We start from the raw sequence: 21,191 nt of genomic DNA, 5'->3' as shown, positions 1-21,191 counted from the left end.
TCCGTGAGGGCGGCCAGTGATGGTGTGGTCTGGCTCATCCGCTGCGCCGTACGAAGCCGGCCACTGAGGCCGGCAGTTCATCCTGCGGCATGTGCTCGGAGCCGGGACGGACGAAGTCGAACAGGAGCACAACGCGGTCACTGGTGCCGTAGTTCCACGCCTCATGCGTGACGGTGTCGTCGAAGACGAAGGTTTCACCCTCGCGCCACTGTCGAGTCTCGTTGCCCACTCGCAGCGCGCAGTCCTGTGGCACGACGAGTCCTAGATGCGCGCGGTAAACGGTGGTAACCCATCCCTGATGTGGCTTGATGTGGGTGCCAGGAGCCATCCGAGAAAACCCAGCGGTCGTCAGGTGAGGGACCTTCGTCAACGCGGAGGCAGTGTTCGGGCATGCCTCAAGCGCCTCCTCGATCCGCTCCCCGAAGGCGACAAGTCCATAGACACTCCAGCCCTGGCCGTACATCTCGCGCTGGACCCACGGCTGGTAGGTCTCAAGCGGGAGAGCAAGGCATTCATCCCGAATGGCAGCCCACCGTGACCGAAGGTCGGCCAGGAAGGGGAACTGCCGCTGGTTCACGAACATGGGAAACCATGATGCACGAACGTCGTGTGGTGTGGGCTACGACGCCGCTCCCTGGAGCCAAGCCGGATGAAGGCGGGGTGGCCGGCTGCCCGGCGCTTTGGGTCTCAGCACGTCCTAACAGATCGTCTCGGGACGTGGCTGGACGATCTTGGTGTGCCTCAAGCGGTTCGTGTCGGCAGAGCTGCGGACGGTCATCGTCAGCGAAGGCGGTGGCACCACCTCCCTGAGGTAGGGCCTTCCGGTGTTGAGTCCGATACTTGAAGTGGATCGACCACGAGAGGCGCAGGGGATGGACGAGCAGGCCGGTAAGCAGGAGGGACCGTCTGCAGAGGAACTCGCGAGCCGCGCTAGGTGGCTTGATCAGTACGTCGAGGCGTTGACCCTGCGATCTGTGGTGGTTGAAGCGGGTAGCGGAACGTACGCGTGTCCATGCTGCCGGCATCCGACGCTTGAGGGGCGAGGTCAGTTCCAGATCTGCTTCGCCTGTGGCTGGGAAGACGACGGGCAGGATGACGAAGACGCTGACACCGTGCGAGGCGGTCCCAACGGTTCGCTCAGTTTGACGGAGGCACGTCGTGCCTATGCCGAACGGCCGGTCAGTCTGGCGGATGCGCGGAGTGCCTATGCCGAGCGACAAGCCCGTTGGAAGCGCAGACACCACCGATCGGCGCCCGAAACAGGTTGACGTGCTTGGACCGCTTAGCCGGCCGCTTCCACCCTCTCGCCGCGTGTAACGCAGATCCTGATAGCGGTTTGTCAGGCAGGTCATGCGACCGGGCACTGCCGCTGCCCGCGTGTCGTACTCCGCTTGATGGGTTACGTCCTGGCTTCACTTGATGTGTGACACGAGGCCCTGGCTCGTTGACTACCCGCTGTGAACGCGGGGCGGCCGGAGAGGGCCGATCAGTCGATGCGGTCGCTCAGGCCCAGCACCTTCGGGTCGTCACTCGGGAAGTCCCCGGGCATGCCCCCGACGTCGATGGTGCGCCGGTACACTCCGGCCAGGAACTCGACAGCGCCGACGGGAAATTCCGACCAGTCGCCGTTGTCTCCGCGGACGACCACCTGCCATGCGTCCGGGTCCCGGGGGCTCGTCCTCCAGTAGAAGGTGTCCCCCGAATAGGACGCCGCCCAGCTGATCAGGCCTCCCGGCTGCGGGAACGGCACGTAGTCCTCAGTGTCGCCCATCTCGTGCAGATCCTGAAGGATCTCGTCCTCCCTGGACGCGGACGCCCACAACGCCTCGGCGCCGGGCGTCGGAACGGACACCATGAGGAAGTCATCGATGACCAGCACCGGGTACGCCTCCGCCAGAGCGCGGAAGTCCGAGGGCAGCGCCGTCCCGAGTTCCGCCTCGAGGGCGGCCCAGTCCACGCTGCGCCCCTCAGGCACACGCCACCGTGTCATCGACGGAAGCACGGCCTCCAGCTCTTCGACCCTCAGCATGTCGGCCGCCAATCCGGGCTGTTCTGGACCACGACGTTGTCGAACAATACTCCGTCCTCGGAATAGGCGGACATCGTTGGATTCCGCCCGCACCCCACACCATCAGGCGACGACAGGACCACTCAAAGAATTACGAGCGTCCTCTGACAAGCGATGTACGTCTGAGCCTGCTGCACCCGACCAAGGTCAGGTGCGCGGATCTGCCGCTGACCGCGCGCCCCTGAGGGACTGTCAGTCCGCCCCGGCGTCCGGCTGAGTAGTAACTCCGTGTAACAGCGGCATTCCATCGCACGGCAACCCCGTCACGCGTCAAGTGAAGCCGATGTGTCACGCATCAAGTGGAGCCCGACACTGCCGCTGCCCGCGGTGTGGGAGGACTTTCTGTACCTCTTCAAGGCGGGCCGAGACGGGCCGCAAGCGTAGCCGCCTGGGCACGCGTCCGCCGCTCCGCTGGTGCTCCGACTCCCGGCCACGCAACACGCCCGGCGGCTGGCGCGGAGAGCGGAAGCCCAAGGGGGCCGCCGCGCACAGTAGCGCCGAGTGTGGTTGATGCCCGTGGGCCGGCAGTCGGCCGGGGCGCGGCGGCCGTCGCACCGCCCTGCAGTGGGGCGAGTCACCGCCCGGCCGTGGTGAGGATGCGCGGCCGCCCCTCCGACCTCAAGGGTGCTTCGGTTCGCTACGCGACGGCCCTGCGGGGCCGCCCTTGATCTCGGAGCCTCCGCGACCCCTCGGGCCGGCGTTGCCGGAGGCGGCGGTCTGCCCGTGGTGCGCCGCCGCTCGCGGCCGCCGTCACGCAAGGCGGTGCGACGGCGGCAAAACTTGGCCACTCCTGGCCAAACAAGGCCGGTAGGGTCGTGAATCGGGAGGTACCGCAGAAAGCCGAGAGCTGGGTGAATCAGTATGGATCGGCCTGTCCTCTTCGATATCGACGGGACGTTGGTGGACTCGACTCAGGTGGTCACCACCATCTGGCGGGAAGTTGCAACCCGCTTCGGGGTCGATGCCGACCCCATCTTGAAGGTCTGCCACGGCCGGCGTGACGAAGATGTCGTCCCAGAATTCTTTTCGCCCGATCTTGTAGCGTCGGTCGTGAGGGAAATAGCTGACCTTGAGCTTCTCCAGGCCGACCTTGTGGAGCCTATCCGCGGGGCCGCTTCTGTCCTGAACAGCGTTACCGAGGGCCGATGGGCCGTCGTCACCTCCGGATCCCGAGCGCTCATGACCGCACGGATGCGTGGTGCTGGACTAAAAATCCCGACCGTCTTCGTGGCCGCCGATGACGTGAGCCAAGGGAAGCCACACCCGGAGGGATACCTGCTAGCGGCGAGTCAATTGGGCGTTGACGCAATGTCGTGTGTTGTCGTCGAGGATTCCCCTGCCGGAGTCGCCGCAGGCAAAGCCGCAGGGGCCGCTGTCGTAGCTCTTGCCGGTACCCACGCCCCTGAATCGCTGATGACCGCAGACGTCGTGATCGAAAATCTCAACGAGCTAGCCCGGGCGATCAAGTCCTTGCCAGCCTGAGCGGCCTGGTTTGCTGCTGCGACAACTTGTGGGACGAGTGACGAACTAGGTGACGACAGGTCAATGAACGTAGGTGGTTCTTCGGGGCGAAGGCGTCAGGCTCTGCCAGCCCTCCGCTGGAGTTTCCGTGCATAGATGAAGGCAGCCAGACCAAGGGTCGCCAGAGCGCCGGCGATCCATGCTGCGAACTGAAACCTCTGCTCGAAGGCCAGGGCGTCCGCGTTCTCCTGCTGGATGGCCTCGGGTGTCGGGTCCTGATCAGGCAGGGTGATTCCGTTCCAGAACGTAAGGCAGGGAAGCAGACAGGAGGCCAACATAAGAATGACCCCGAGGACCGTCAGCATGCGCGCACGGGACACCGCGACAGGCTCCCACAGCCTTGATCGTTCCGCCGCCCCGGAGGCTCCTGAAACCCGGGCCGGCCGATACCCCGGTTGGGTCGGAGCGCGGTGCATGCCCGCTTCCGGGCGAGTCGACCAAGCTGGCAATCCTCAGGCAGGATGACCAGGTGGATGCTTGGCAGCCGATTGACGAACTCATTGTGCAACGGCGAAACATCGTGGCGATCAAGGCTATACGTGAGACTGACGCGTGCAGCCTCCAGCAGGCGATCGACCTCTTCGCGGAGCGGGCGGACTTTTTGAGGCGAACACGACCCAGTGAATTCGCGGGCCCTCCCGACTCAGGGCCCCCGGCAAAGTCGTCAGGTGATGCCGAGCAGTGCCAGCGGGCGGGTGCTGTCGCGGGCGTGATGTCGGTTGGCGGCGGCGATGTTGGTGGCTCCGGTCAGGCGCAGGGCACCGATCGCGGCGTTGCGTAACGCGGCCATGACCTCGGGTCCGGTGCCGGTGCGGATCTGGCTGCGGTCTTCGTCGTAGGTGACGTCGCGTACCCAGTGGATTTTGTTCTCGATTGACCAATGCCCGCGGATCCAGCTGGCCGGTTGTGCCGGTTTTGCCTGGTGGACGCGGAGATCGGTGATGGCGTAGACGGTCTCGGTGGCGAAGCGTTTCGGCTGGTCGAGGAGCAGCGGCGCAAATCGGGTAGTCGCACGGCCACCAGACCACAGCCCAGCACAATCAGGCTGCGACAGCGATCCTCACAGTCAGCCCAGGATCGCTCGGATGACCGCGGTGTCCCCGTCCAGTTCCAGCAGGTGTACGACCCACCCTCCCGGTTTGGGCTTGGCTCCGGGTTGGTCGCATCCGACTCGCCCGCCGCCGTCGGCGCGTATCGCCACAGTGCACCCGGGGCCTGCCATGAAGCCGCCACCGCCGCCCCTGCCATTGGCGTCGGTCAGTCGCACCCTGACACCGCCATTCTCCACGGAGGACGACACCGTCCATTTGCCGAGTGGGAATTCGACCGAACCGGAGAAGGACACTTTGCAGTCGCCGTCGGCACACGCCGTGTACTTGGTGCCGCCCCCGCTCGGCGCCTCCGTCCTCTGTGCCGCTTTGGGCTCCTGTGCCGCTTCGGCCTCCCGTGACTCGTCCGCGGTGGGGGAGGAAGATGCGGAAGGTTCGGCGTCACGGGGACTTGAGGGGGAAGTAGCGCGGGAGACGGTCGCGGTAGCGGCGGTGTCAGGGCTCGACCACGTGGCATCGGCGGACGATTCCGCCTTGGAGTTGCAGCCGGATACGGCCAAGACCAGCAGTAATGCCCCGATCGCTGTGCGTTTGGCAGAGGAAGGTCGGCAATGCTGCATGCGCGGAGTCTAGTGGCCGGACTTTGCCGGAGCCCTGCCTCCCGACTGGTGTGCACGTCCGAGGGTCGGACGGCATGTGCCGCGGTTGCCGAGCGTGGTGGGCACGGCTCACGCCGTACCCGTGCTGGCAGGTGGAATGGGCAACCAGCCGGCAGGCGCGGGCGATCACCGCCCGCTCCCTGGCGGGTGTGCGGCGACCGTCCACGGTCCGGTCATGCCGATCTGGAGCTGCGGTGGCTGCGGCCTGCCCTGGCCCTGCCTGACTGGAAGCGCGAGCTGCGGGCGGAGTATGCGGATGCTCCCGTGTCGCTGGCTCTCTACCTCGGGTCCTACCTCGTTCAGGCGACCGAGGACATGCCGTGGACCCCGGCCGGCGTGCTACACCGCCGGCTCCTCGGATGGACCAGGGAGGCAGAGTTGTCGTCAGCGGTACAGCAGCGAGGTGGAGCAAGGGTGCCGGCCGAACCGAGCCAGGAAGCGCGTCAGCAGGTGGGTTCTCCGGCTGCCATGCCAGCTACCAACGTGTTCGGCCCTCGCGGTTCGGGTTGCTGAGAGCCTCCCACTCCTCAACGCTGGGCGGGTATGGCGCCCAGTGCGGCAGGTAGAACGGCAGCCGCGGAGGGTTGGCCACCGTAAACGGCTTGAACTCGGGATCCGCGATCATCCGGTAGACGAACTCCGCCGTCGACATGTCGAACTGGTGCCACGACTCGCCGGCCTCCCTGCGGGAGACCACGGGCCACCGATCCGGCTCCGCCGAGCGGTCCACCAGCCAGAAGTGGTCGCCCTCGCTGATGTCGGTAGCCCACTGAAGCAGCCCTGGCTCCGCGTCCGGCCCGTAAATCCCGTACGGCTCGAAGATCTGGGCGCCCGACTCATCCTGACCCGCCACCTGACGACCACCGTGCCACATCGACAGCAACGGCGTTTCGAAGTGGTCGTCCGTCGGCCGCAGCAGGCTGAGGTAGCCCGAGAACGCCCCCGGCACGAACCGTCGACTCAACTCCTTGAAATCGGCCGGCAGCGCAACGCCGAGCTCGGCTTCCACCTGCTCCCAGCCGGGACCCTCAGTACCCTGGCGCCATCCGGTCACTTCGACGATCCGGTCTATCCACACACCTTGATCGTAGAGAGCGTGGCCGTACAGCCAAGCCAGCCGACGGGCAAGAATGACGAGTGGCAGAGCCGGGTTTGAAGCCCTCGGGTGCCACTTGTGGTCAGTACAGCGGGCGGAAGTCTGGGCCGCTGGCGGTTGCGACCAGTTCCCAGCCAAAGGCTTCCAACGTGATGTCTGTCCGGGCACCGAAGGACTTGAACAGTTTGGCGACCGGGCCGTCCGGAAGGCTGTCGGCGACGGCGGCGAACACCGTGGCCGGGGACGCGCCAAGCTGCTGTGCCACGACCCACGGCAATGCCAAACCCGTCATGAGGTCCCGGACATCGTCGGGTTCCAAACATCCGGCGAGCCCTGTTGCAAGCAATGAACGGCGTAGCAGGCCGGGAGAGTCTTGCCTCAGCGCCAGTGTGGTGAGACGGACGCCGTACCGGCCCAGGGCGAGTGAAGCAGAGGGGTCGAGGGAAATGACGAATCCTTGATCCATGCGTTGCGGCGCGCGGGCCAGAATCGCCTCTGCCAGCCGGTCCTGCTTCCCCGGGATCCTCTCGAGGTTGGGCTTCACCGGGCCAGAATGGCAGAACTCGATCAGCCCGACCACCCCCGCAGTGAGGCCCGCTCTACGTGGTGAGTGACGAACTGCGTGACGACCGGAGCGTGCGGTGGCGGACGACCACGGATAGTGGGCGCCTGTTCGCGCAGGCAGAGCTGAGTATCCCGCCTGGGTGGGGTCTCCTCATTGACCTGTCGGGACGAAGGAGTCGCGGAGGAGGGGTGAGGCGGGCCGGTGCCGTGGCAGCATGCAGCGGTGACGTTCGATGATGACCGGTATCTGGATGCCTTCGTCGACTACAGCAGAGGCCGCCATTTCGTTCGGCTCGACGTCGAGGTGCCAGCAGAGACTCTGACGGACGGGTTCACCGGTCCTGATGACGATGTGCCACACGGCTCGTTGTGGTTGTCGGCAGACCGGGCCGAGGCGGTGGCCAGGGCCTTGCTCAGTTGCGCGGCAGAGGTGAGGAAGCAAAGCCGTCTGAGCGGCTTGTGAGTGGATTACCGACCACTCACCCAGTTGATCATCGGCTGATATCCATTCGGGACAGAAAGCCGGTGCCGGTATCCTCTGGCGGTGCAGGGAGAGTTTCGCCTTCGGCAGGTGATTACCGGGATTGGGCACGCGGCGGACGTGTCTGTCGTGGTTGAGGCGGCTGACCGTGACGAGGTAGACGTCTCGCCGGATGCTTTTGCCTGGTTGCGGGATTCGTATGGGCCGCGAGCTGTGGTCGATCGACCGGTCAATGGTCGGCTGGTGGTGTGAGCCTGGAACCACCGCCCCGTCTGACGGCGAACGGCGCGATCTTCCCGTCATAGCTCGGACTCTGCGCTGTTCCCAAGCCCTGGTGCCTGCTACTGGTCGTCGCCTTCGTCGTCTCGCATCAGACAGTCGAGGTCCTCAGGGCGCAACCGCTTGATCTGGGTTTCCAGTTTGCGGCTGTACTGGCGATCGTTGGGATTCATTCCGTTGCGAGATCGAGAACTGCGGGCGTACTGCTTGAGGAAGCCACCCAGCTCTCGACGTATGCGTTCCCGCCGGCCCGACATGGATCGCACTCTAGGCTCCAAAGGGCGAGCCTCGCCCTCCCATTACCGCCGGCCGGTAGCAACAGTGACAGCGGCGACCGAGACGAGGACGGCCGGGATGATGACGCGGCGGGTGTCGTACCAGCCCTGGTGGCAACGGATGATGCCCGTATCAGCCGTTGGCCGTCGAGCCTGGAAATCGAGATCGGCGTCGTCGCGGGGCAACGCCTACTCCGACGAGCGAGCGAGTCCGGAGACGAGCGCGGCGAACCAGGCATAACGTGACCCTTCACCGACGCGGATCGACGTCAACGAACTCAGTGTCCAGGAGATCGGCTGCTTCCTCGACGGTGACCGCAAACTCGTCCGGCGGGATCCTGGCGACGAAGACCTTCCCCAGATCCTCCGGGAAGGGATGGCTTGCCCGCCAGAACGCGAAGACGATCACCAGGTCGTCTTCGAGGTAGGCGTACGTGGACACGTTGTCGACGGTCTCGCCCCACTGTATGAACCAGAACTGCTCCCGGAACCCTGTCTCGTCGGCGTCAAGCATTCGGAAGATTTCCTCCGGGGCACGGCCGGGGGATGGACAGGGCTTGACGTCACGTCGGTGCACCCGGGCAGCGCTCGCCCGCATCGCGTGAGCGAAGGACGGGACAAAGACCGAATTGTCGTCGGTGGTCAGCCGCTTGCCAGCCATCCAGAGGTCGACAACGCGGAGTGAGGGCGGTTGGACCTCGCCCACCTCCACAGCGAAGGTGGCCCGGTCACCGAAGCAACGTTTCATCAGCCCGCGAGGCTAGCAGCGGCACGCCGCACGACAGTCCTTTGGCAACGCATTGAAAGACGTTGACGGAGATCATCTTGCTGTCTAGGGTGAGCGCGCCATGACGTTCTGATGATGCGGGGGCTGGAATGTTCGTCGGATCAACCTTGGGTGCGCGCACCCGTCTCACTCGCCGTGGTGTTGCCGCTTTGGCCGCGTCACTGGCCCTGGCCACCGGTTCGATGCTGGTGGCATCGCCTGCGTCGGCGGCCGTCCGAGGACCGTCCGGGACGAAGGCGCCTCTTCAGCCGGCAATCAGCTTCCCGGACGGGGACAGTGCCGCCGAAGGTGGCCAGATCGCCATCAGGTTCGACGCGAACGGCGACACCCGGGTGACCAGGTTCCGGTACAGCGTCGGCGACGCGAACCTCGGCAGCGAGGTCCACGCGGCTTCGGACGGTACGGCCAATGTGACGATCGACGTAGGCAGCGTGACGGGTCAGCGGCCGGTCTACGCGGTGGCGGTCGACCGCCGCGGCCGGCTGAGCCCCATGACGCAGGGAAGCTTCACTGTGTCCGCTATCTGGAACCTCGAGGGCCAAGCGCTGGACATGACCACCTGGCTGCCGCTGGAGGGGGCGACAATTCGACTGGAGCCAGCTGGGATCGAGTTCGTGACCGGTCCCGATGGTGCCTTCCGGTTCGCTGTCGACCCGGGCCTGTACAACCTCGTCGGCACCTACGCTGGCCCGCCCAGCCTCTACGGCAGCAGCCAGCAGTTCGAGCTTGACCACCAGAAGTGGCACTTCGACCTGTACCTGTACCCCGACTCCGGGAGCTGATGACCAGCCTCCGCGACGATGGATTGGGACGGCCCTGGCGCTTAGCGCCAGGGCCATCTTCCTATCGTTAGTTTCGGGCGCTTGGTGGTACAGCGGTGAGGTCGGATTGATTTGCGCTGCTGTGCATAGCAGTTGGGCTGCTGCGGGCCGAATGGCCCTCTGGTCCGGCGGTCGTGGCGGTACCGGTCGACGGGTCTGGTCAGGAAACGTCCGGCTTCCAGAGCAGGATCTCGCGGTGGTGGCTGAAGCCGTTACGCAGGTAGAAGTCGACAGCGCGGCGGCCGGAGTGGACGGTTACGTGCAGCAGCCTTCGCGCACGGGCCTCGGTCAGGATCGCGGCCACGAGGGCGCCACCGATGCCGCGGTTGCGGTACTCCTCGCGGACTTCGACCGACTGGATATCGCCGTACCGGCGGTCTAGCGAATCGTTACTGGGCACTCGTTCTGCGACGAGGAGCCAGGCGGCGCCGACGACGTGCCCGTCGACTTCGGCGACGAACGGCAGATGCGTGTCCGTGTGGGAGGCCACCCAGTCGGCGTACGCGCTGAAATTGTCCCTGCCGATGCCACGTAGTTCCGCCAGCGCCGCCACGTCTGCCGCGATGGCCCTCCGCACGATCACCCGGCGAAGTCTAGGCGAGTCGGTCGCTGGCGGTGCCCCCAGCCGGCCCGGCCGGCAGAGGGTGAAAGGTTGGTGCCAGTCGGCATGGCGGCGTGATCTGGATCGATGGGCTCGGGTTTCGGAGTGTCGGTGCGGGAGTGGCGTCAGGAGTTCTTGGCGCGGACGAAGTCCGCATAGTCCTCCCCGGCGACGCCATGGTTGACCCAGCGATGCGGCAACGCCCCGGTCGTCCGCTCTGCCAGATCCAGCGCTTCGGCCGGGTCCTGAACGTGACCGATCACGCGACCAGGCCCAGGGTCGTCCTCGCGGTCCCGATCGAGCGACGGAAACACCGAAAGGTCCCGGCAGCTCTCGTCGTTCAGGTCCTCGACATCATGGACGGACACGTTGTAGCCGTCTTGCCAGGGCCAGATGGCAACCCAGCGGATGCCGCCAGCGCCCTCCCGCGTCACGGGTCCGAGGAACTGCTCGACCTCCTTCCTGCGACGCAACGCGCCAAGGAGAAGCGACCGGCTGAGGTACCGCACGGTGGAAGGCTATCCGGCGTGAGCGCGAACGATGCGAAGCACCTCGGAGACCAGTGGGCGCAGCTCCGGTGGGCTTTCGTTGGCGCGAAGGTTCAGCAGGGTGAGGAGGCGGCGGCGGACTCTCGGGTTGTCGTTTGCCAGGAAAATGTGCAGGCCGGTTTCTTGGAAGGCATGCCGCAGGTCGGTGCACGGATCGTCCTCGGGATCACTGCCCGCGACGCGCAGGTACGTGCAGTACCAGGCGTCGGCCGCGCCGATGATCTCGTAGTCCGTCCCCGTTCGGAGATGTTCGAGCAGCCTGGTCTGGACGCGTCGGCGGCCGAAGGCGGCGAGCGCTGGTCTGATGTGCCACTGGGTGTGGCTTGGGTGCCAGTGCCGCCGGGCCCGCGGGTCGTTGCGCGCGTCGCCGGAAGGTGCCGGCGGCGCCGCGAGGTTGAGAATTTTGAGTACGTCACGAAGGGCGCGTTCGTAGCGGTCATAACGCTCGAAGCGGCCCGCACTCACGGCTGAGACTCTACGTGGGCGCACGTGGCGACTGCAGCCTCCGTGAGCAGCAGCGGGCGCCGGCCGCAGCCGCGCGGCAGGGCGGTACGCGTCGTCGCCGCCGGGCTTGTTGGCGCGTGGTCGCGGTGCCGTGCATCGATGGGACTGTCAGAATGTGTCGATGGAGCCGGTGTGCGGACGCGGGGAGAAGCATGAGCGACTTTAACGACAAGATCATCGCGGAGTTTCGCGCCAACGGTGGGCAGGTCGGCGGTCAGTTCGCTGGCGCCCCGCTGTTGCTGTTGCACACGGTCGGTGCCAAGAGCGGCCAGCCTCGCGTGAGCCCGATGATGTACCAGAAGGTCGACGGCGGATATGCCGTGTTCGCCTCCAAGGGCGGTGCGCCCAGCAATCCTGACTGGTATTACAACCTGCTCGCCCACCCGAAAGCCCAAGCGGAGATCGGTACGGACAAGGTCGAGTTGGTCGCCAGAGTTGCCGCCGGGGACGAACGGGAACGGATCTGGAGCGCGCAGAAGGCCGCGTATCCAGGCTTCGCCGACTACGAGCGGAAGACCAGCCGCCAGATCCCGGTCGTCGTGTTGGAACCCGCGCCCTAGGCAGGGACGGTACAACCGAGTTCAGATCTGACGCGCGAGCCCGTCGGCGGGGGCGCCCCCGCCGACGGACCTCACCAGAAGACGGCGCCTACGGTTTGCGGGCGAGGAGCCCGACAAAAGTGTGATAGGTGTCGGTCTGCACCCCGGCCGGTGCGTCCGGCTCTGGACGCCACTCGGCCAGCGGCACCAGTCCCGGCTCCAGCACCGTCAGCCCGTCGGCGAACGAGAGGATCTCCTCGTCGGTACGCCAACGGCCGGTGCCCAACGATTCGTTGAAGATCCGCTCGACCTCGCGGGCCTTGCGGGAGCCCTCGGGGTCTCGCTCGCCCGGGTCACGGAAGTGCGAGATCGCCACGTAGCTGCCGGAGGGCAGTGCGTCGATCAACGCAGCCGCCACCGCTCGCGGGTCCTCGTCGTCGCCGAGGTGGTGCAGGATCGCGAAGAGCAGCAACCCGATCGGCCGGTCGAAGTCGAGGAACCGACGTACGTCCGCGTGGTTGAGGATCGCCTCCGGCTCCCTGATGTCCGCTTGGATCACCGTCGCGGTGCCCTCAGCGGCGAGCAGGGCCCGCCCGTGTGTCAGGACGATGGGGTCGTTGTCCACATAGACCACCTGAGCCTTCGGGTTCTGCTCGGTGGCGACCTCGTGCACGTTGCCCTGGGTGGGCAGCCCCGACCCGATGTCGAGGAACTGGTCGATGCCCGCCTCGCTGACGAGGAAGCGAATCACTCGACGCAGGAAGGCCCGGTTCGCCTGGCCGGCTGCCGGCCCGTCCGGTGTGATCCGCAGGGCGTGCTCGGCGACCTTCCGGTCGACCTCGAAGTTGTCCTTGCCGCCCAGGAAGAAGTCATAGACCCGGGCCACGCTGGGAATGTTGGGGTCGATGCCGGGGGGTGCCGCCTTGTCGCGGGTCACAGGCGTCTCCTATCGAAGGGGGATGGCGCAGGCTGAGGTCTGCGGCGGTGCCGGCGTTTCGGCGAGTGTAACGATCGGGGGCATCGAATTTTGCCCCACTGGTATCGCTCCCAGCGACGCGGCCCGGGCGTCAGGAACAGTTCTTGCCCTTGTTGATGCAGGTGGCGATGCGTTGCATCGTCTGGGCGGAGTTGACGTTGACGAAGTCGTTGTGGTCGGAGAAGGGGTTGTGGTTCTCCTCAGGGAAGGAGTCGAGGGCGTACTGGCCTCTGACCTGCACGTCGCGGGCGATGTCGTAGGCCACGGTGATCCGCAGTTGCGGGATCGCCCGGAAGCCCTGCGGGCAGGCGCCGGTGGCCTTGTCGGCGAACGCGACGTGGTTGCGGTGGTTGTCGCTGTCGATGTTCCTGCCGTCCCAGCAGCCGGGGAAGTCGTGTACGCGCTGTACCCGGCTGCCGGCGGGGCAGATCGGGTACTTGTCGGAAAGCCGGTCGGTGAAGCCCGAGCAGGTCCAGGTGGCGCGGGCGTTGGCCGGACCACGGCTGGTGGGCTTGGCGTCGCCGGTGAGGGCCCGCAGGAACTTCGGCATCGGTACGACCTTGCTGACGGGGTTGCCGCGGTACTCGATCAGCACCTGCGCCGGGCGGACGATGCCGCCGGTGTTGCCGGGCAGTTCGAAGTTGGGTCCCTGCGGGTCGGGGAGCGCGGCGGCGCTGGTGGGTGCGCTGCTCGGTGCCGCCGGGGTGCTGGGGGCCTGGTCCAGCGTGCAGCCGGCGAGCGCTTCGAGACCCTGCGGGCGGGCGGCCTGCCGCCCGATCGCGGTGGCGATCCGGTCGAGCACGGCGACCCGCTTGGCGCGCAGCGGTCCGAGGATGGCGTTGTCGACGAAGGCCGGGCCGCCCTGGCCACGGCTGGTGACCAGGCGTTCGTTGGCCTCGGAAATCTGCCGGTCGAGGTCGTCGAGGTTGCGGTTCACCTCGGCGAGCGCCCGATCGGGTACGCCCGGCAGCCTGTCCCGCACGGCCGGGCACTGGATTCGCGGATTCGCGGCCTGGGCCGCCTCGACGCTCGACCGGTGGGCGCTGCCGGGCATCCGGGCATGCATGTCGTCGTAGCTGACGTCACAGTCGACAAGCGAGACCAGGCCGGGCTGGTTGCCGCCGGCGGCGGTGATCGTGGTGCTGATCTGCTTGATCATCGCGGCACGGCGGGCCCGCAGCGAGTCGATGACCTCCCGGTTGAAGGAGGGGTCGATGCGGCCCCGGCTGGCGGTCATCCGCTGGTTCGCGGCGGCCTGCTGGCGATCCAGCTCGGCCAGCAGGCGGTCGACGGTGCTGCGGGCCCCGGTGGGGACTGCCCGCAGCCGTTTGCCGACCGAGGGGCAGACGACCATCGGCTGGGTCTGGGCGAGGGCCTGTTGGACGTGCTTACCGCTGCGGACGGTCTTGTCGATGCGCACGACCGGCCAGAAGTAGGACGACTTGTCACCGTTGCGGCAGGTGGTGCCGGAGGCGTCCAGATCGGCGTTGGAGGAGTTCGCGGTGATGGCCAGGTTGCCGACGAAGTCGTGGACGTGTTCTGCGCCGTTGCGGATGCCGGGCTGGGCCACCGGATTGTCCGGGCTGAACTTGCCGTTGCCGTTCGTGCCACAGTCGACGGTGAACCGGCCGGTCGACGCACCGGCGGCCGGGCGCCGGTCCCGCACGTTCGGCGGCACGTTCTCGATCGACACGAACTGGTCCAGGCTGGTGGCGGCATCCGCGGTGCCCTTGCCGCCGCTGGAGACGAAGGTGGCGGTGAGCGCACCGGTGGCCGCCAGCACGAGCGCGGCCATGGCGAGCCTGGCCGGCCGGGTCTGGACCAGTGCGGTCCCGTTCTTTCTGCGGTTCATCGGAATCTCCTCAAAGCCGGAAAGCGGCTCCGGTGATGGGCTGTCTCCCCTCGGTACGGGCCGGCGCACGGCCAACGGTCAACGGTTACCGGGCACGTCATGGTTCGGTAAGAAGTCGGGAATGAGCCGGGCCGGTCACCGGCCGAGGCGTGAGACACGTTGGCGATCATCGATCTATTGCGCCATCGTCGACGTATGACAGGCGTTCGCTCGTCCTCGCTGTTCCGCCGTCTGCGGTCGGTCCTGCTGGCCGCCGTCGTCCTCTCCGCGGCGGTGCTCGGCACCGCTCTGAGCGCCGCACCGGCGGCCGACGCCGGCACGGCTGCGCCCGCCGCGCATCCGGGGGTCGCCCCGGCGCCCGCTGGGGCCGTGGTGTCCGTCGCAGCGCCGACTACGCCGTCCAGTACGCCGAGTACGTCGCCTGTCCCCCCGAGTGCGCCCACGAACCTGACCGCCAGCGAGGTCCGGAGCGCGTCGGTCACCCTCACCTGGACGGCCGCCACGTCCGGCTGCTGCGCCATCACCGGGTACGACATCACGTACTACCAGGAGTTCGGCGACATCGTCTTCAGCGCCAGCGCCGGGGCGGTCACCAGCACCACGATCACCGGCCACCTTGGGGCGGGCCAGCAGTACACGTTCCGATTGATCGCCCGGGACAGCCTTGGACAACGATCGAACTGGTCAAACGCCCTGACAGTGGTCACACCGGTGACGGACACCGGCCCGGACACCACCCCGCCGAGCGCGCCGCAGAACCTGACCGTCGGCGAGGTGACCGCCTCGACCGGCACGTTGTCCTGGTCGCCGTCGACGGACAACGTCGGCGTGCTCGGGTACAACGTCTACCGGTTCGACGGCTGGTTCACCTCGCAACTGGTCGCCACCGTGCCGGGTACGACGTACACGACGCCGCTACCTGCGTCGACGCCGCTGCGCAACCTGTACTACGTGCGGGCACGGGACGCGGTGGGCAACGTGTCGATCGCGTCGAACACTGTCACTCTGCCCACGACGACGACCACTCCGACGCCCCCGCCGCCCTCGACCTGCCGGGTGACCTACCGCAACCAGTCCGAGTGGCAGGGCGGTTTCGTGGCCACGGCGACGGTCCACAACGCCGGGGCGGCACCGATCGACGGCTGGGCCGTCACCTTCAACTTCCCGGGAGACCAGCAGGTCACCTCGGGGTGGAACGCCGCGATCGGCCAGACCGGGACCACAGTGACCGCTCGTAACGTCGACTGGAACCGCGTCCTCGCGCCGAACAGCTCCGCGACGTTCGGCGTCCAGGGGCGGTGGGACGTCAGCGACGCGCCACCGACCGGCTTCTCGCTGAACGGCGCCCCCTGCACTGTGGGCTGAAGGAGTCTCTTGAGCACACATTCGGTCACCTCCCACCGCCGCCGCGCCAGGGCCCTGATCGGGGCTGCCACGGTCGGCATCCTCGCCGTCGCCACCACGCTCGGCGGCGCGCCCGCGCCTGTCTCGGCCGCTAACACGCTCACCATGCGGGGCGCCGACGTCTCCTCGTTGCAGCGCAGCCTGGATCTCGGCGCCAAGTACTACGACGCCGGCGGGATAGCCCGCGACCCGCTGGACATCCTGAAGTCCGTTGGCGTCAACTACGTCCGGCTGCGCGTCTGGAACAACCCGATCAGCGGCTACAACAACAAGAACGCGGTGTTGGGCCAGGCGAGGGCGGCCAGGGCGAAGGGCCTCAAGGTGCTCATCGACTTCCACTACTCCGACACCTGGGCCGACCCCGGTAAGCAGTACAAGCCGGCCGCCTGGGCCGGCCACAGCCTGAGCCAACTGCGTACCGACGTCTACACCTTCACCTACGACGTCTGCGCCAGCCTCAAGGGGCAGGGCACCCCACCGGACAGTGTGCAGATCGGCAACGAGATCAACGTTGGGATGCTGTGGAACGAGGGCAAGGTCGTCAACAACGACTTCGCCCCGCTGGCAGGGCTGCTGAAGCAGGGCTACAACGCGACCAAGGCGTGCGGCGGCGGCATCCCGGTGATGATCCATACCGCCAACGCCGACAGCAACGCCAACGCCCGATGGTTCTACGACGGCATCCGCGCCCAGGGTGTGCAGTGGGACATCACCGCGCAGTCGTACTACTGCATGTGGCACGGCAGCCTGGCGAACCTCTACAACAACATCGTCGACCTGCGCGGTCGCTACGGCAAGCCGGTGGTGATCGTGGAGACCGCGTACCCGTTCACCCGGAACAACGCGGACAGCGAGCCGAACGCCATCGGCGACGCTACCTGTGACGGCATCAGCGCGACCTGGTCCGGGCAGGCCCAGGAGTTCGACTGGGTCCAGAACACCGCCCGCAACGCGGGTGCCATCGGTGTCTTCTACTGGGAACCGACCTGGTACGCGGTGCGCGGCAACGGCTGGGACCCGGCCAACATCACCGGCACCGGAAACCAGTGGGACAACATGGCTGTCTTCGACTGGTCCGGGCGGGTGAACCCGGGCGTGCGCTGGACGCCCTGACTGCAGCAGCTGAGCCGGCATCGGGCAGCCGGCGGGTGCCGTCCAGGCGAGGAGATGTCCGCGTGTGCTGTTACCTTGCCGGCCGTGGATGATCAGCAGACGTGGATCGACCGGATCGTCGAAGCGACCGGATGGTGCCACGATCCTGAGGGTGATGCCGGCTGGGAGCAGGCGGAAGCCGAACTGGGGGTCGTGCTGCCGTCGGACTTCAAAGAGCTGTGCCGGCGGTTCGTGCCGGGGGCGTTCTACGCGTACCTCGACCTTCTGCGGCCGACCGACGACCACGCGCAGCCGTTGCTGCGGACCTGGGCCTCCTGTCGGCAGTGGGCAGCTGGCCATGAGTCGGCGCAGCTGTGGGGCCCCTACGAGCTGTACGAGCCTGACAAGGGGCCTGGGCTGATCCAGTGGGGCAGTGACCAGACCGAAGGGGAGTACTACTGGCTGGCGGACCGCTCAGTGGAGCCCGATCGGTGGCCTGTGGTCGCGCGGCGGGACGGCATCGAGTCGTGGCACCAATTCGACATGTCGACGGCCGAGTTCGTCTACCGGGTGATCGCGGATCCGGCGTTCAAGCCGTTCACTGTGGCCGACCCACCGCGGCGGCCCTTCTACCTGCCGCACTGGGGCCCGTTTCCGATGAGCGCCGAGGACTGGAACGCTCTTTCCGACCCGAATCGCGGGAGTTGAACCACGGTCTGGGAGGGCATTTGTTCACTGGCACTCGGGTGGACGTCGAGGTCGGCGAGAAGCGTTTCGCAGGCTCAACGGGCGTCGTGGAGGGCGATCGGCGCCACGATCAGGCGGCGGGCGAGGATCAGCAGGTGCGCGGCTGCCAACTCACCTTCGTCGCGAACATTGGCACGTACAGGTCCCCGCCGCCGGGGCGAGCACAGATCGCGCCGGAAAGCTGCGTCCCGAGGTAGTTGTACGACCAGGTGATCTCGGCGTTGCGGGAGGTGCGGTTGTAGAAGTTGAAGGCCGGGACGTTACCGGACCATTCGGTAGTGGTCACCAGAGACGGAGTCGCGGTCGGACCCTCTGCCGGGTGATCCCAGTTGGGCCAGATGCAGAACGTGCCCTGCGGACAGTTCCCGGGTGGCCAGGCTTCGTTTGATGCTTGGGAGCTTGCCGCCGAAGCGGCGGGGGCGGTGGCCAGCACGCCGGCGACGGACGCGGCGAGGGCGATGGATTTCAACAGCACGGTTCACCTCATTGAATAGACATTCATGGATGAATGCCAAAAGGCTACCGGTGGAAATTTGAAGGGTCAAGCAACAGGGTGCGACGGCCTGCGCAATCGTCCGATCACTCCATCGGCACCGGCTCAGGCCGTGACGTCGTCGTGGGTGACAGTGATGACGATCTTGCCGACCTGGCCGTTGGCGGCCATGTAGCGGTGGGCCTCGGCGATCTCCGTGAGGTCGAAGATGCGATCGACGACCGGGGCGATGGCGCCTGAGGCGAGTCCCGCGTTGACGAAGGCGACGGCGCGGCGCAGGCGTTCCGGGTTCATCGTGATCTCGAAGAGGGTGTAGGTGCTGCTGTTCAGCGCCGGGTAGGACTGCGCGTTGGGTAGCGGGGTGGGGCGCGGGTCGAGCGCTCCGTAGACCACCAGGAACCCGTCCGGGGCGATGCCCAGCGCGAGGGTCTCCACGCCGGGCCCGGCGATCGGGTCGAACGCCAGGCGGACGCCTTCGCCGCCGGTGATTTCCTTGATGCGGGCAGGAAGGTCCTCGTCGTTGGTGACGATCACGTGGGCCGCGCCGGCGTCCAGCAGGCGCTGCTTCTTGCCGGAGCCGCGCGTGGTGGCGATCGGGATCGCGCCGATGTGGTTGGCGAGCTGGATGGCGGCGAGGCCGACGCTGCTGGAGGCTGCCGCGATCAGCACGTGGTCGCCAGGGCGCACCTTTCCGGACTCGATGAGGGGTCCGTAGGCGGTGATGTAGGCCATCCAGACGGCCGCCGCCTGGGTGGGCTCGACGTGGACGGGGCGAGGCACGACAGCCGAGGCCGGAACGATGATATGGGTGCCGTACGTGCCGTACCTGCTCTGCAGGAACGCCGGCACGACGCTGACCGTGGCACCCTCGGTGAGGCCATCCACACCCTGGCCGACCGCCTCGATCACGCCGGCCGCCTCGTAGCCGAGGGTGGAGGGAAACACCGGCTGGTCGAAGTAGGCGCCGTCGCGGTACATGATTTCGGCCCGGTTCAGGCCGATGGCGTCGACGCGGATCCGGACCTCGCCCGCGCCGGGTGCGACCACCTCGACGTCGTTGAGGGTGAGGACCTCGGGGCCACCGATCCGATTGAACTGTACGAGCTTTGCCACGGTGCATCAGTCCTAGCGATAGGAGTCACGGGACGGCGCCGAACCAACGTGCCGCCGTCCCGCACGCTACCGCTAATCTCGATTGCGATCAAACTACGACGACCGTCGTAGTAATGACACGAGCTCAGGCCGCGCCTGCCCGCGTCTCGGTGCCGGCGGCAGCCACCACCGCCGAGAGCAGGCCGGGAAACCGGCGTTCGATCTCGTCCGCGCGCAGGGCGTTCATCTTGGTTGTTCCCACGTAGTACTGGCGGATCACGCCGGCCTCGCGCAGCGTGTTGAAATGGTGCGTCAGCGTCGAGACCGACACGGGCGTCTCGAACGTGCCGCAGCTCATGTCCGTGCCGTTGCTGGCCAACTGGGACACCACCGCCCGTCGTACCGGATCCGCCAACGCCTCCATGACCTGCTGGAGGGAGACCTCGGACAGGTCGGGGTGCTCCACGGTCCGGGCGGCACTACGAGGGCGGGGCACGGCAACTCCTTGGAACGGGCGCATCGCAACCCAGCCATCGTACGACGCTGATCAAAGTATCCCGGACCGATCAGACCCAGGCCCCGTCGGATCGTCGCCCTGTCGGGCCGGGGATAGGCAGAACGCCGATAACGGCGACGATCTGTCGCAGGCTGGTGACGAGCGATCGGAAGTCGCTCGTGGCATCCAGGAAGAGAAATCAACATGATCTTGCAGAAGCACGCGATCGGTGGTCAAGGGCTGGTGGCCTCGGTCGAGGGACTCGGCACCATGGGCATGACCGCGATGTACGGCACCCCGGACGACGCCGAGTCCGCCGCCACCGTTCACCGCGCACTCGAACTGGGCGTGACCCTGTTCGACACCGCCGACATGTACGGCCCCCTCACCGGGGAGGAACTGCTCGGCCGGGCACTGAGAGGGCGTCGCCACCAGGCCGTCATCGCGACAAAGTTCGGCGGCGTGACGCTCGACGATGCCGGGCGCATCATCGGCGGCGCCAACGGGCAGCCTGACTACGTCCGCAAGTCGCTCGACGGATCGTTGCGCCGGCTCGGCACCGACTACGTCGACCTGTACTTCCAGCATCGGGTCGACCCGAACGTGCCGGTCGAGGAGACCTTCGGCGCGCTCGGCGAACTCGTCGCCGAAGGCAAGATCCGCTACCTCGGGATCAGCGAGGCGTCGCCGGAGAACATCCGTGCCGCGCACGCCACCGCGCCGCTGTCGGCGGTGCAGACCGAATACTCGTTGTTCACCCGCAACGTGGAGACCAACGGCGTGCTCGACACGGTGCGTGAACTGGGCATCGGGTTCGTGGCGTACGCACCGTTGGGCCGTGGTTTCCTCACCGGCTCAGTTCGTAGTCTCGAAGACCTGCCCGAGAACGACTGGCGTCGTACCTGGCCCCGGTTCGCCGAGGAGAACCTGCGGCAGAACCTGCTCCTGGTGGACCGGATCCGCGCCATCGCGGAACAGGCGGGTGTCACGCCCGGCCAACTCGCGTTGGCCTGGGTGTTGGCGCAAGGTGACCACGTCACCGCAATTCCGGGCACCAAGCGCCGCACGTATCTGGAGGAGAACGTCGCCGCCGCGCAGCTCAAGATTGACGCCGGCTTGCTCGATGAACTGAGCGCCGCCGCTCCGGTCGGTGCCGCCGTCGGCGAGCGCTACACCGGACCGGCGATGGCCGCGATCCAGGAGTAGCTTCCGACATCGACGGGATTCGCGGCGCCACCAGCGGTGCT

Annotated in this window: 25 protein-coding genes; 9 read left to right on the top strand and 16 right to left on the bottom strand. The window is 67.0% G+C overall.

The annotated features are described in order from the left end of the window. Nucleotides 1–34: 34 nt before the first annotated feature. Entirely contained in the window at nt 35–583 is a 549-nt protein-coding gene (locus OH804_RS19135; RefSeq protein WP_406058573.1) for an aspartyl/asparaginyl beta-hydroxylase domain-containing protein, read from the bottom strand. 289 nt (nt 584–872) lie between these two features. On the opposite strand from OH804_RS19135, the gene OH804_RS19130 reads away from it, so the two are divergent. After that, nucleotides 873–1,268: a CPCC family cysteine-rich protein gene (locus OH804_RS19130; protein WP_406058571.1), complete on the top strand. Its 396-nt coding sequence runs from the start codon at nt 873–875 to the stop codon at nt 1,266–1,268. A gap of 218 nt (nt 1,269–1,486) precedes the next feature. On the opposite strand, the gene OH804_RS19125 is transcribed toward OH804_RS19130, so the two are convergent. Beyond that, nucleotides 1,487–1,975, bottom strand: a complete 489-nt coding sequence (locus tag OH804_RS19125; protein WP_406058569.1) for a hypothetical protein — start codon at nt 1,973–1,975, stop codon at nt 1,487–1,489. 954 nt (nt 1,976–2,929) lie between these two features. Between OH804_RS19125 and OH804_RS19120 the strand changes: the two genes are divergently transcribed. Beyond that, nucleotides 2,930–3,550, top strand: a complete 621-nt coding sequence (locus OH804_RS19120; protein ID WP_406058567.1) for an HAD-IA family hydrolase — start codon at nt 2,930–2,932, stop codon at nt 3,548–3,550. A gap of 95 nt (nt 3,551–3,645) precedes the next feature. Here OH804_RS19120 and OH804_RS19115 read toward each other — a convergent pair whose 3' ends face one another. The 4 genes from OH804_RS19115 to OH804_RS19100 all read right to left on the bottom strand — a co-directional run bounded on the left by OH804_RS19115 (nt 3,646) and on the right by OH804_RS19100 (nt 6,973). Next, a complete protein-coding gene (locus OH804_RS19115) occupies nt 3,646–3,894 on the bottom strand; it encodes a hypothetical protein (protein WP_406058565.1) in 249 nt (82 codons plus the stop codon). Between the two features lie 359 nt (nt 3,895–4,253). Then, nucleotides 4,254–4,379: a hypothetical protein gene (locus OH804_RS19110; protein WP_372432974.1), complete on the bottom strand. Its 126-nt coding sequence runs from the start codon at nt 4,377–4,379 to the stop codon at nt 4,254–4,256. Nucleotides 4,380–5,772: 1,393 nt separating this feature from the next. Next, complete coding sequence (locus tag OH804_RS19105) at nt 5,773–6,306, bottom strand: hypothetical protein (protein WP_406058563.1); 534 nt, start codon at nt 6,304–6,306, stop codon at nt 5,773–5,775. A gap of 169 nt (nt 6,307–6,475) precedes the next feature. Then, nucleotides 6,476–6,973: a hypothetical protein gene (locus OH804_RS19100; protein WP_406058561.1), complete on the bottom strand. Its 498-nt coding sequence runs from the start codon at nt 6,971–6,973 to the stop codon at nt 6,476–6,478. Nucleotides 6,974–7,180: 207 nt separating this feature from the next. On the opposite strand from OH804_RS19100, the gene OH804_RS19095 reads away from it, so the two are divergent. Further along, complete coding sequence (locus tag OH804_RS19095) at nt 7,181–7,420, top strand: hypothetical protein (RefSeq protein ID WP_196921847.1); 240 nt, start codon at nt 7,181–7,183, stop codon at nt 7,418–7,420. A gap of 359 nt (nt 7,421–7,779) precedes the next feature. Here OH804_RS19095 and OH804_RS19090 read toward each other — a convergent pair whose 3' ends face one another. Next, nucleotides 7,780–7,974, bottom strand: coding sequence for a hypothetical protein (locus tag OH804_RS19090; RefSeq protein WP_406058559.1), 195 nt, complete (start codon nt 7,972–7,974; stop codon nt 7,780–7,782). Between the two features lie 268 nt (nt 7,975–8,242). After that, complete coding sequence (locus OH804_RS19085; protein WP_406058557.1) at nt 8,243–8,740, bottom strand: hypothetical protein; 498 nt, start codon at nt 8,738–8,740, stop codon at nt 8,243–8,245. Nucleotides 8,741–8,868: 128 nt separating this feature from the next. Between OH804_RS19085 and OH804_RS19080 the strand changes: the two genes are divergently transcribed. Next, entirely contained in the window at nt 8,869–9,561 is a 693-nt protein-coding gene (locus tag OH804_RS19080) for a hypothetical protein (protein ID WP_406058555.1), read from the top strand. 199 nt (nt 9,562–9,760) lie between these two features. Here the strand turns inward: OH804_RS19080 and OH804_RS19075 are convergent, their stop codons facing one another. From OH804_RS19075 to OH804_RS19065, 3 genes are all read right to left on the bottom strand, one after another. Then, nucleotides 9,761–10,183 carry a GNAT family N-acetyltransferase gene (locus OH804_RS19075; protein ID WP_406058553.1) on the bottom strand — a complete coding sequence of 141 codons (423 nt, stop codon included), beginning with the start codon at nt 10,181–10,183 and terminating at the stop codon, nt 9,761–9,763. A gap of 143 nt (nt 10,184–10,326) precedes the next feature. Then, complete coding sequence (locus OH804_RS19070; protein WP_406058551.1) at nt 10,327–10,710, bottom strand: hypothetical protein; 384 nt, start codon at nt 10,708–10,710, stop codon at nt 10,327–10,329. A 9-nt stretch (nt 10,711–10,719) separates the two neighbouring features. Next, nucleotides 10,720–11,214 (bottom strand): hypothetical protein, encoded by a 495-nt coding sequence (locus OH804_RS19065; RefSeq protein WP_406058549.1) that lies wholly within the window; start codon nt 11,212–11,214, stop codon nt 10,720–10,722. Nucleotides 11,215–11,405: 191 nt separating this feature from the next. Between OH804_RS19065 and OH804_RS19060 the strand changes: the two genes are divergently transcribed. Next, entirely contained in the window at nt 11,406–11,813 is a 408-nt protein-coding gene (locus tag OH804_RS19060) for a nitroreductase family deazaflavin-dependent oxidoreductase (protein WP_196921853.1), read from the top strand. A gap of 88 nt (nt 11,814–11,901) precedes the next feature. Here OH804_RS19060 and OH804_RS19055 read toward each other — a convergent pair whose 3' ends face one another. Both OH804_RS19055 and OH804_RS19050 read right to left on the bottom strand, forming a co-directional pair. Then, the gene (locus tag OH804_RS19055; protein WP_406058547.1) at nt 11,902–12,729 is read right to left on the bottom strand and encodes an SAM-dependent methyltransferase; all 828 of its coding nucleotides are present in this window, start codon (nt 12,727–12,729) and stop codon (nt 11,902–11,904) included. Between the two features lie 130 nt (nt 12,730–12,859). After that, nucleotides 12,860–14,620 (bottom strand): DUF1996 domain-containing protein, encoded by a 1,761-nt coding sequence (locus OH804_RS19050; RefSeq protein ID WP_406058545.1) that lies wholly within the window; start codon nt 14,618–14,620, stop codon nt 12,860–12,862. Nucleotides 14,621–14,815: 195 nt separating this feature from the next. Between OH804_RS19050 and OH804_RS19045 the strand changes: the two genes are divergently transcribed. From OH804_RS19045 to OH804_RS19035, 3 genes are all read left to right on the top strand, one after another. Then, complete coding sequence (locus OH804_RS19045; protein ID WP_406058543.1) at nt 14,816–15,985, top strand: cellulose binding domain-containing protein; 1,170 nt, start codon at nt 14,816–14,818, stop codon at nt 15,983–15,985. Between the two features lie 57 nt (nt 15,986–16,042). Then, nucleotides 16,043–17,137 carry an arabinogalactan endo-beta-1,4-galactanase gene (locus OH804_RS19040; protein ID WP_406066584.1) on the top strand — a complete coding sequence of 365 codons (1,095 nt, stop codon included), beginning with the start codon at nt 16,043–16,045 and terminating at the stop codon, nt 17,135–17,137. An 84-nt stretch (nt 17,138–17,221) separates the two neighbouring features. Continuing rightward, a complete protein-coding gene (locus OH804_RS19035; protein WP_406058541.1) occupies nt 17,222–17,824 on the top strand; it encodes a hypothetical protein in 603 nt (200 codons plus the stop codon). Between the two features lie 127 nt (nt 17,825–17,951). Here OH804_RS19035 and OH804_RS19030 read toward each other — a convergent pair whose 3' ends face one another. From OH804_RS19030 to OH804_RS19020, 3 genes are all read right to left on the bottom strand, one after another. Next, nucleotides 17,952–18,338, bottom strand: coding sequence for a hypothetical protein (locus tag OH804_RS19030; RefSeq protein ID WP_406058539.1), 387 nt, complete (start codon nt 18,336–18,338; stop codon nt 17,952–17,954). Between the two features lie 123 nt (nt 18,339–18,461). Next, nucleotides 18,462–19,469 (bottom strand): zinc-dependent alcohol dehydrogenase family protein, encoded by a 1,008-nt coding sequence (locus tag OH804_RS19025; protein WP_406058537.1) that lies wholly within the window; start codon nt 19,467–19,469, stop codon nt 18,462–18,464. Nucleotides 19,470–19,593: 124 nt separating this feature from the next. Further along, nucleotides 19,594–19,944 carry a helix-turn-helix domain-containing protein gene (locus OH804_RS19020; RefSeq protein WP_307788624.1) on the bottom strand — a complete coding sequence of 117 codons (351 nt, stop codon included), beginning with the start codon at nt 19,942–19,944 and terminating at the stop codon, nt 19,594–19,596. A 204-nt stretch (nt 19,945–20,148) separates the two neighbouring features. Between OH804_RS19020 and OH804_RS19015 the strand changes: the two genes are divergently transcribed. Beyond that, on the top strand, nt 20,149–21,150 hold the full coding sequence (locus OH804_RS19015; protein WP_406058535.1) for an aldo/keto reductase: 1,002 nt from the start codon (nt 20,149–20,151) through the stop codon (nt 21,148–21,150). Nucleotides 21,151–21,191: the final 41 nt, after the last annotated feature.

Origin of the sequence: Micromonospora sp. NBC_00860, assembly GCF_045207375.1 — a bacterium.
In the GTDB taxonomy this organism is placed as follows: Bacteria; Actinomycetota; Actinomycetes; order Mycobacteriales; family Micromonosporaceae; genus Micromonospora; species Micromonospora vinacea.
The sequence above is the reverse complement of the archived record's forward strand: the minus strand, read 5'-3'. Positions and strand labels throughout refer to the sequence as shown.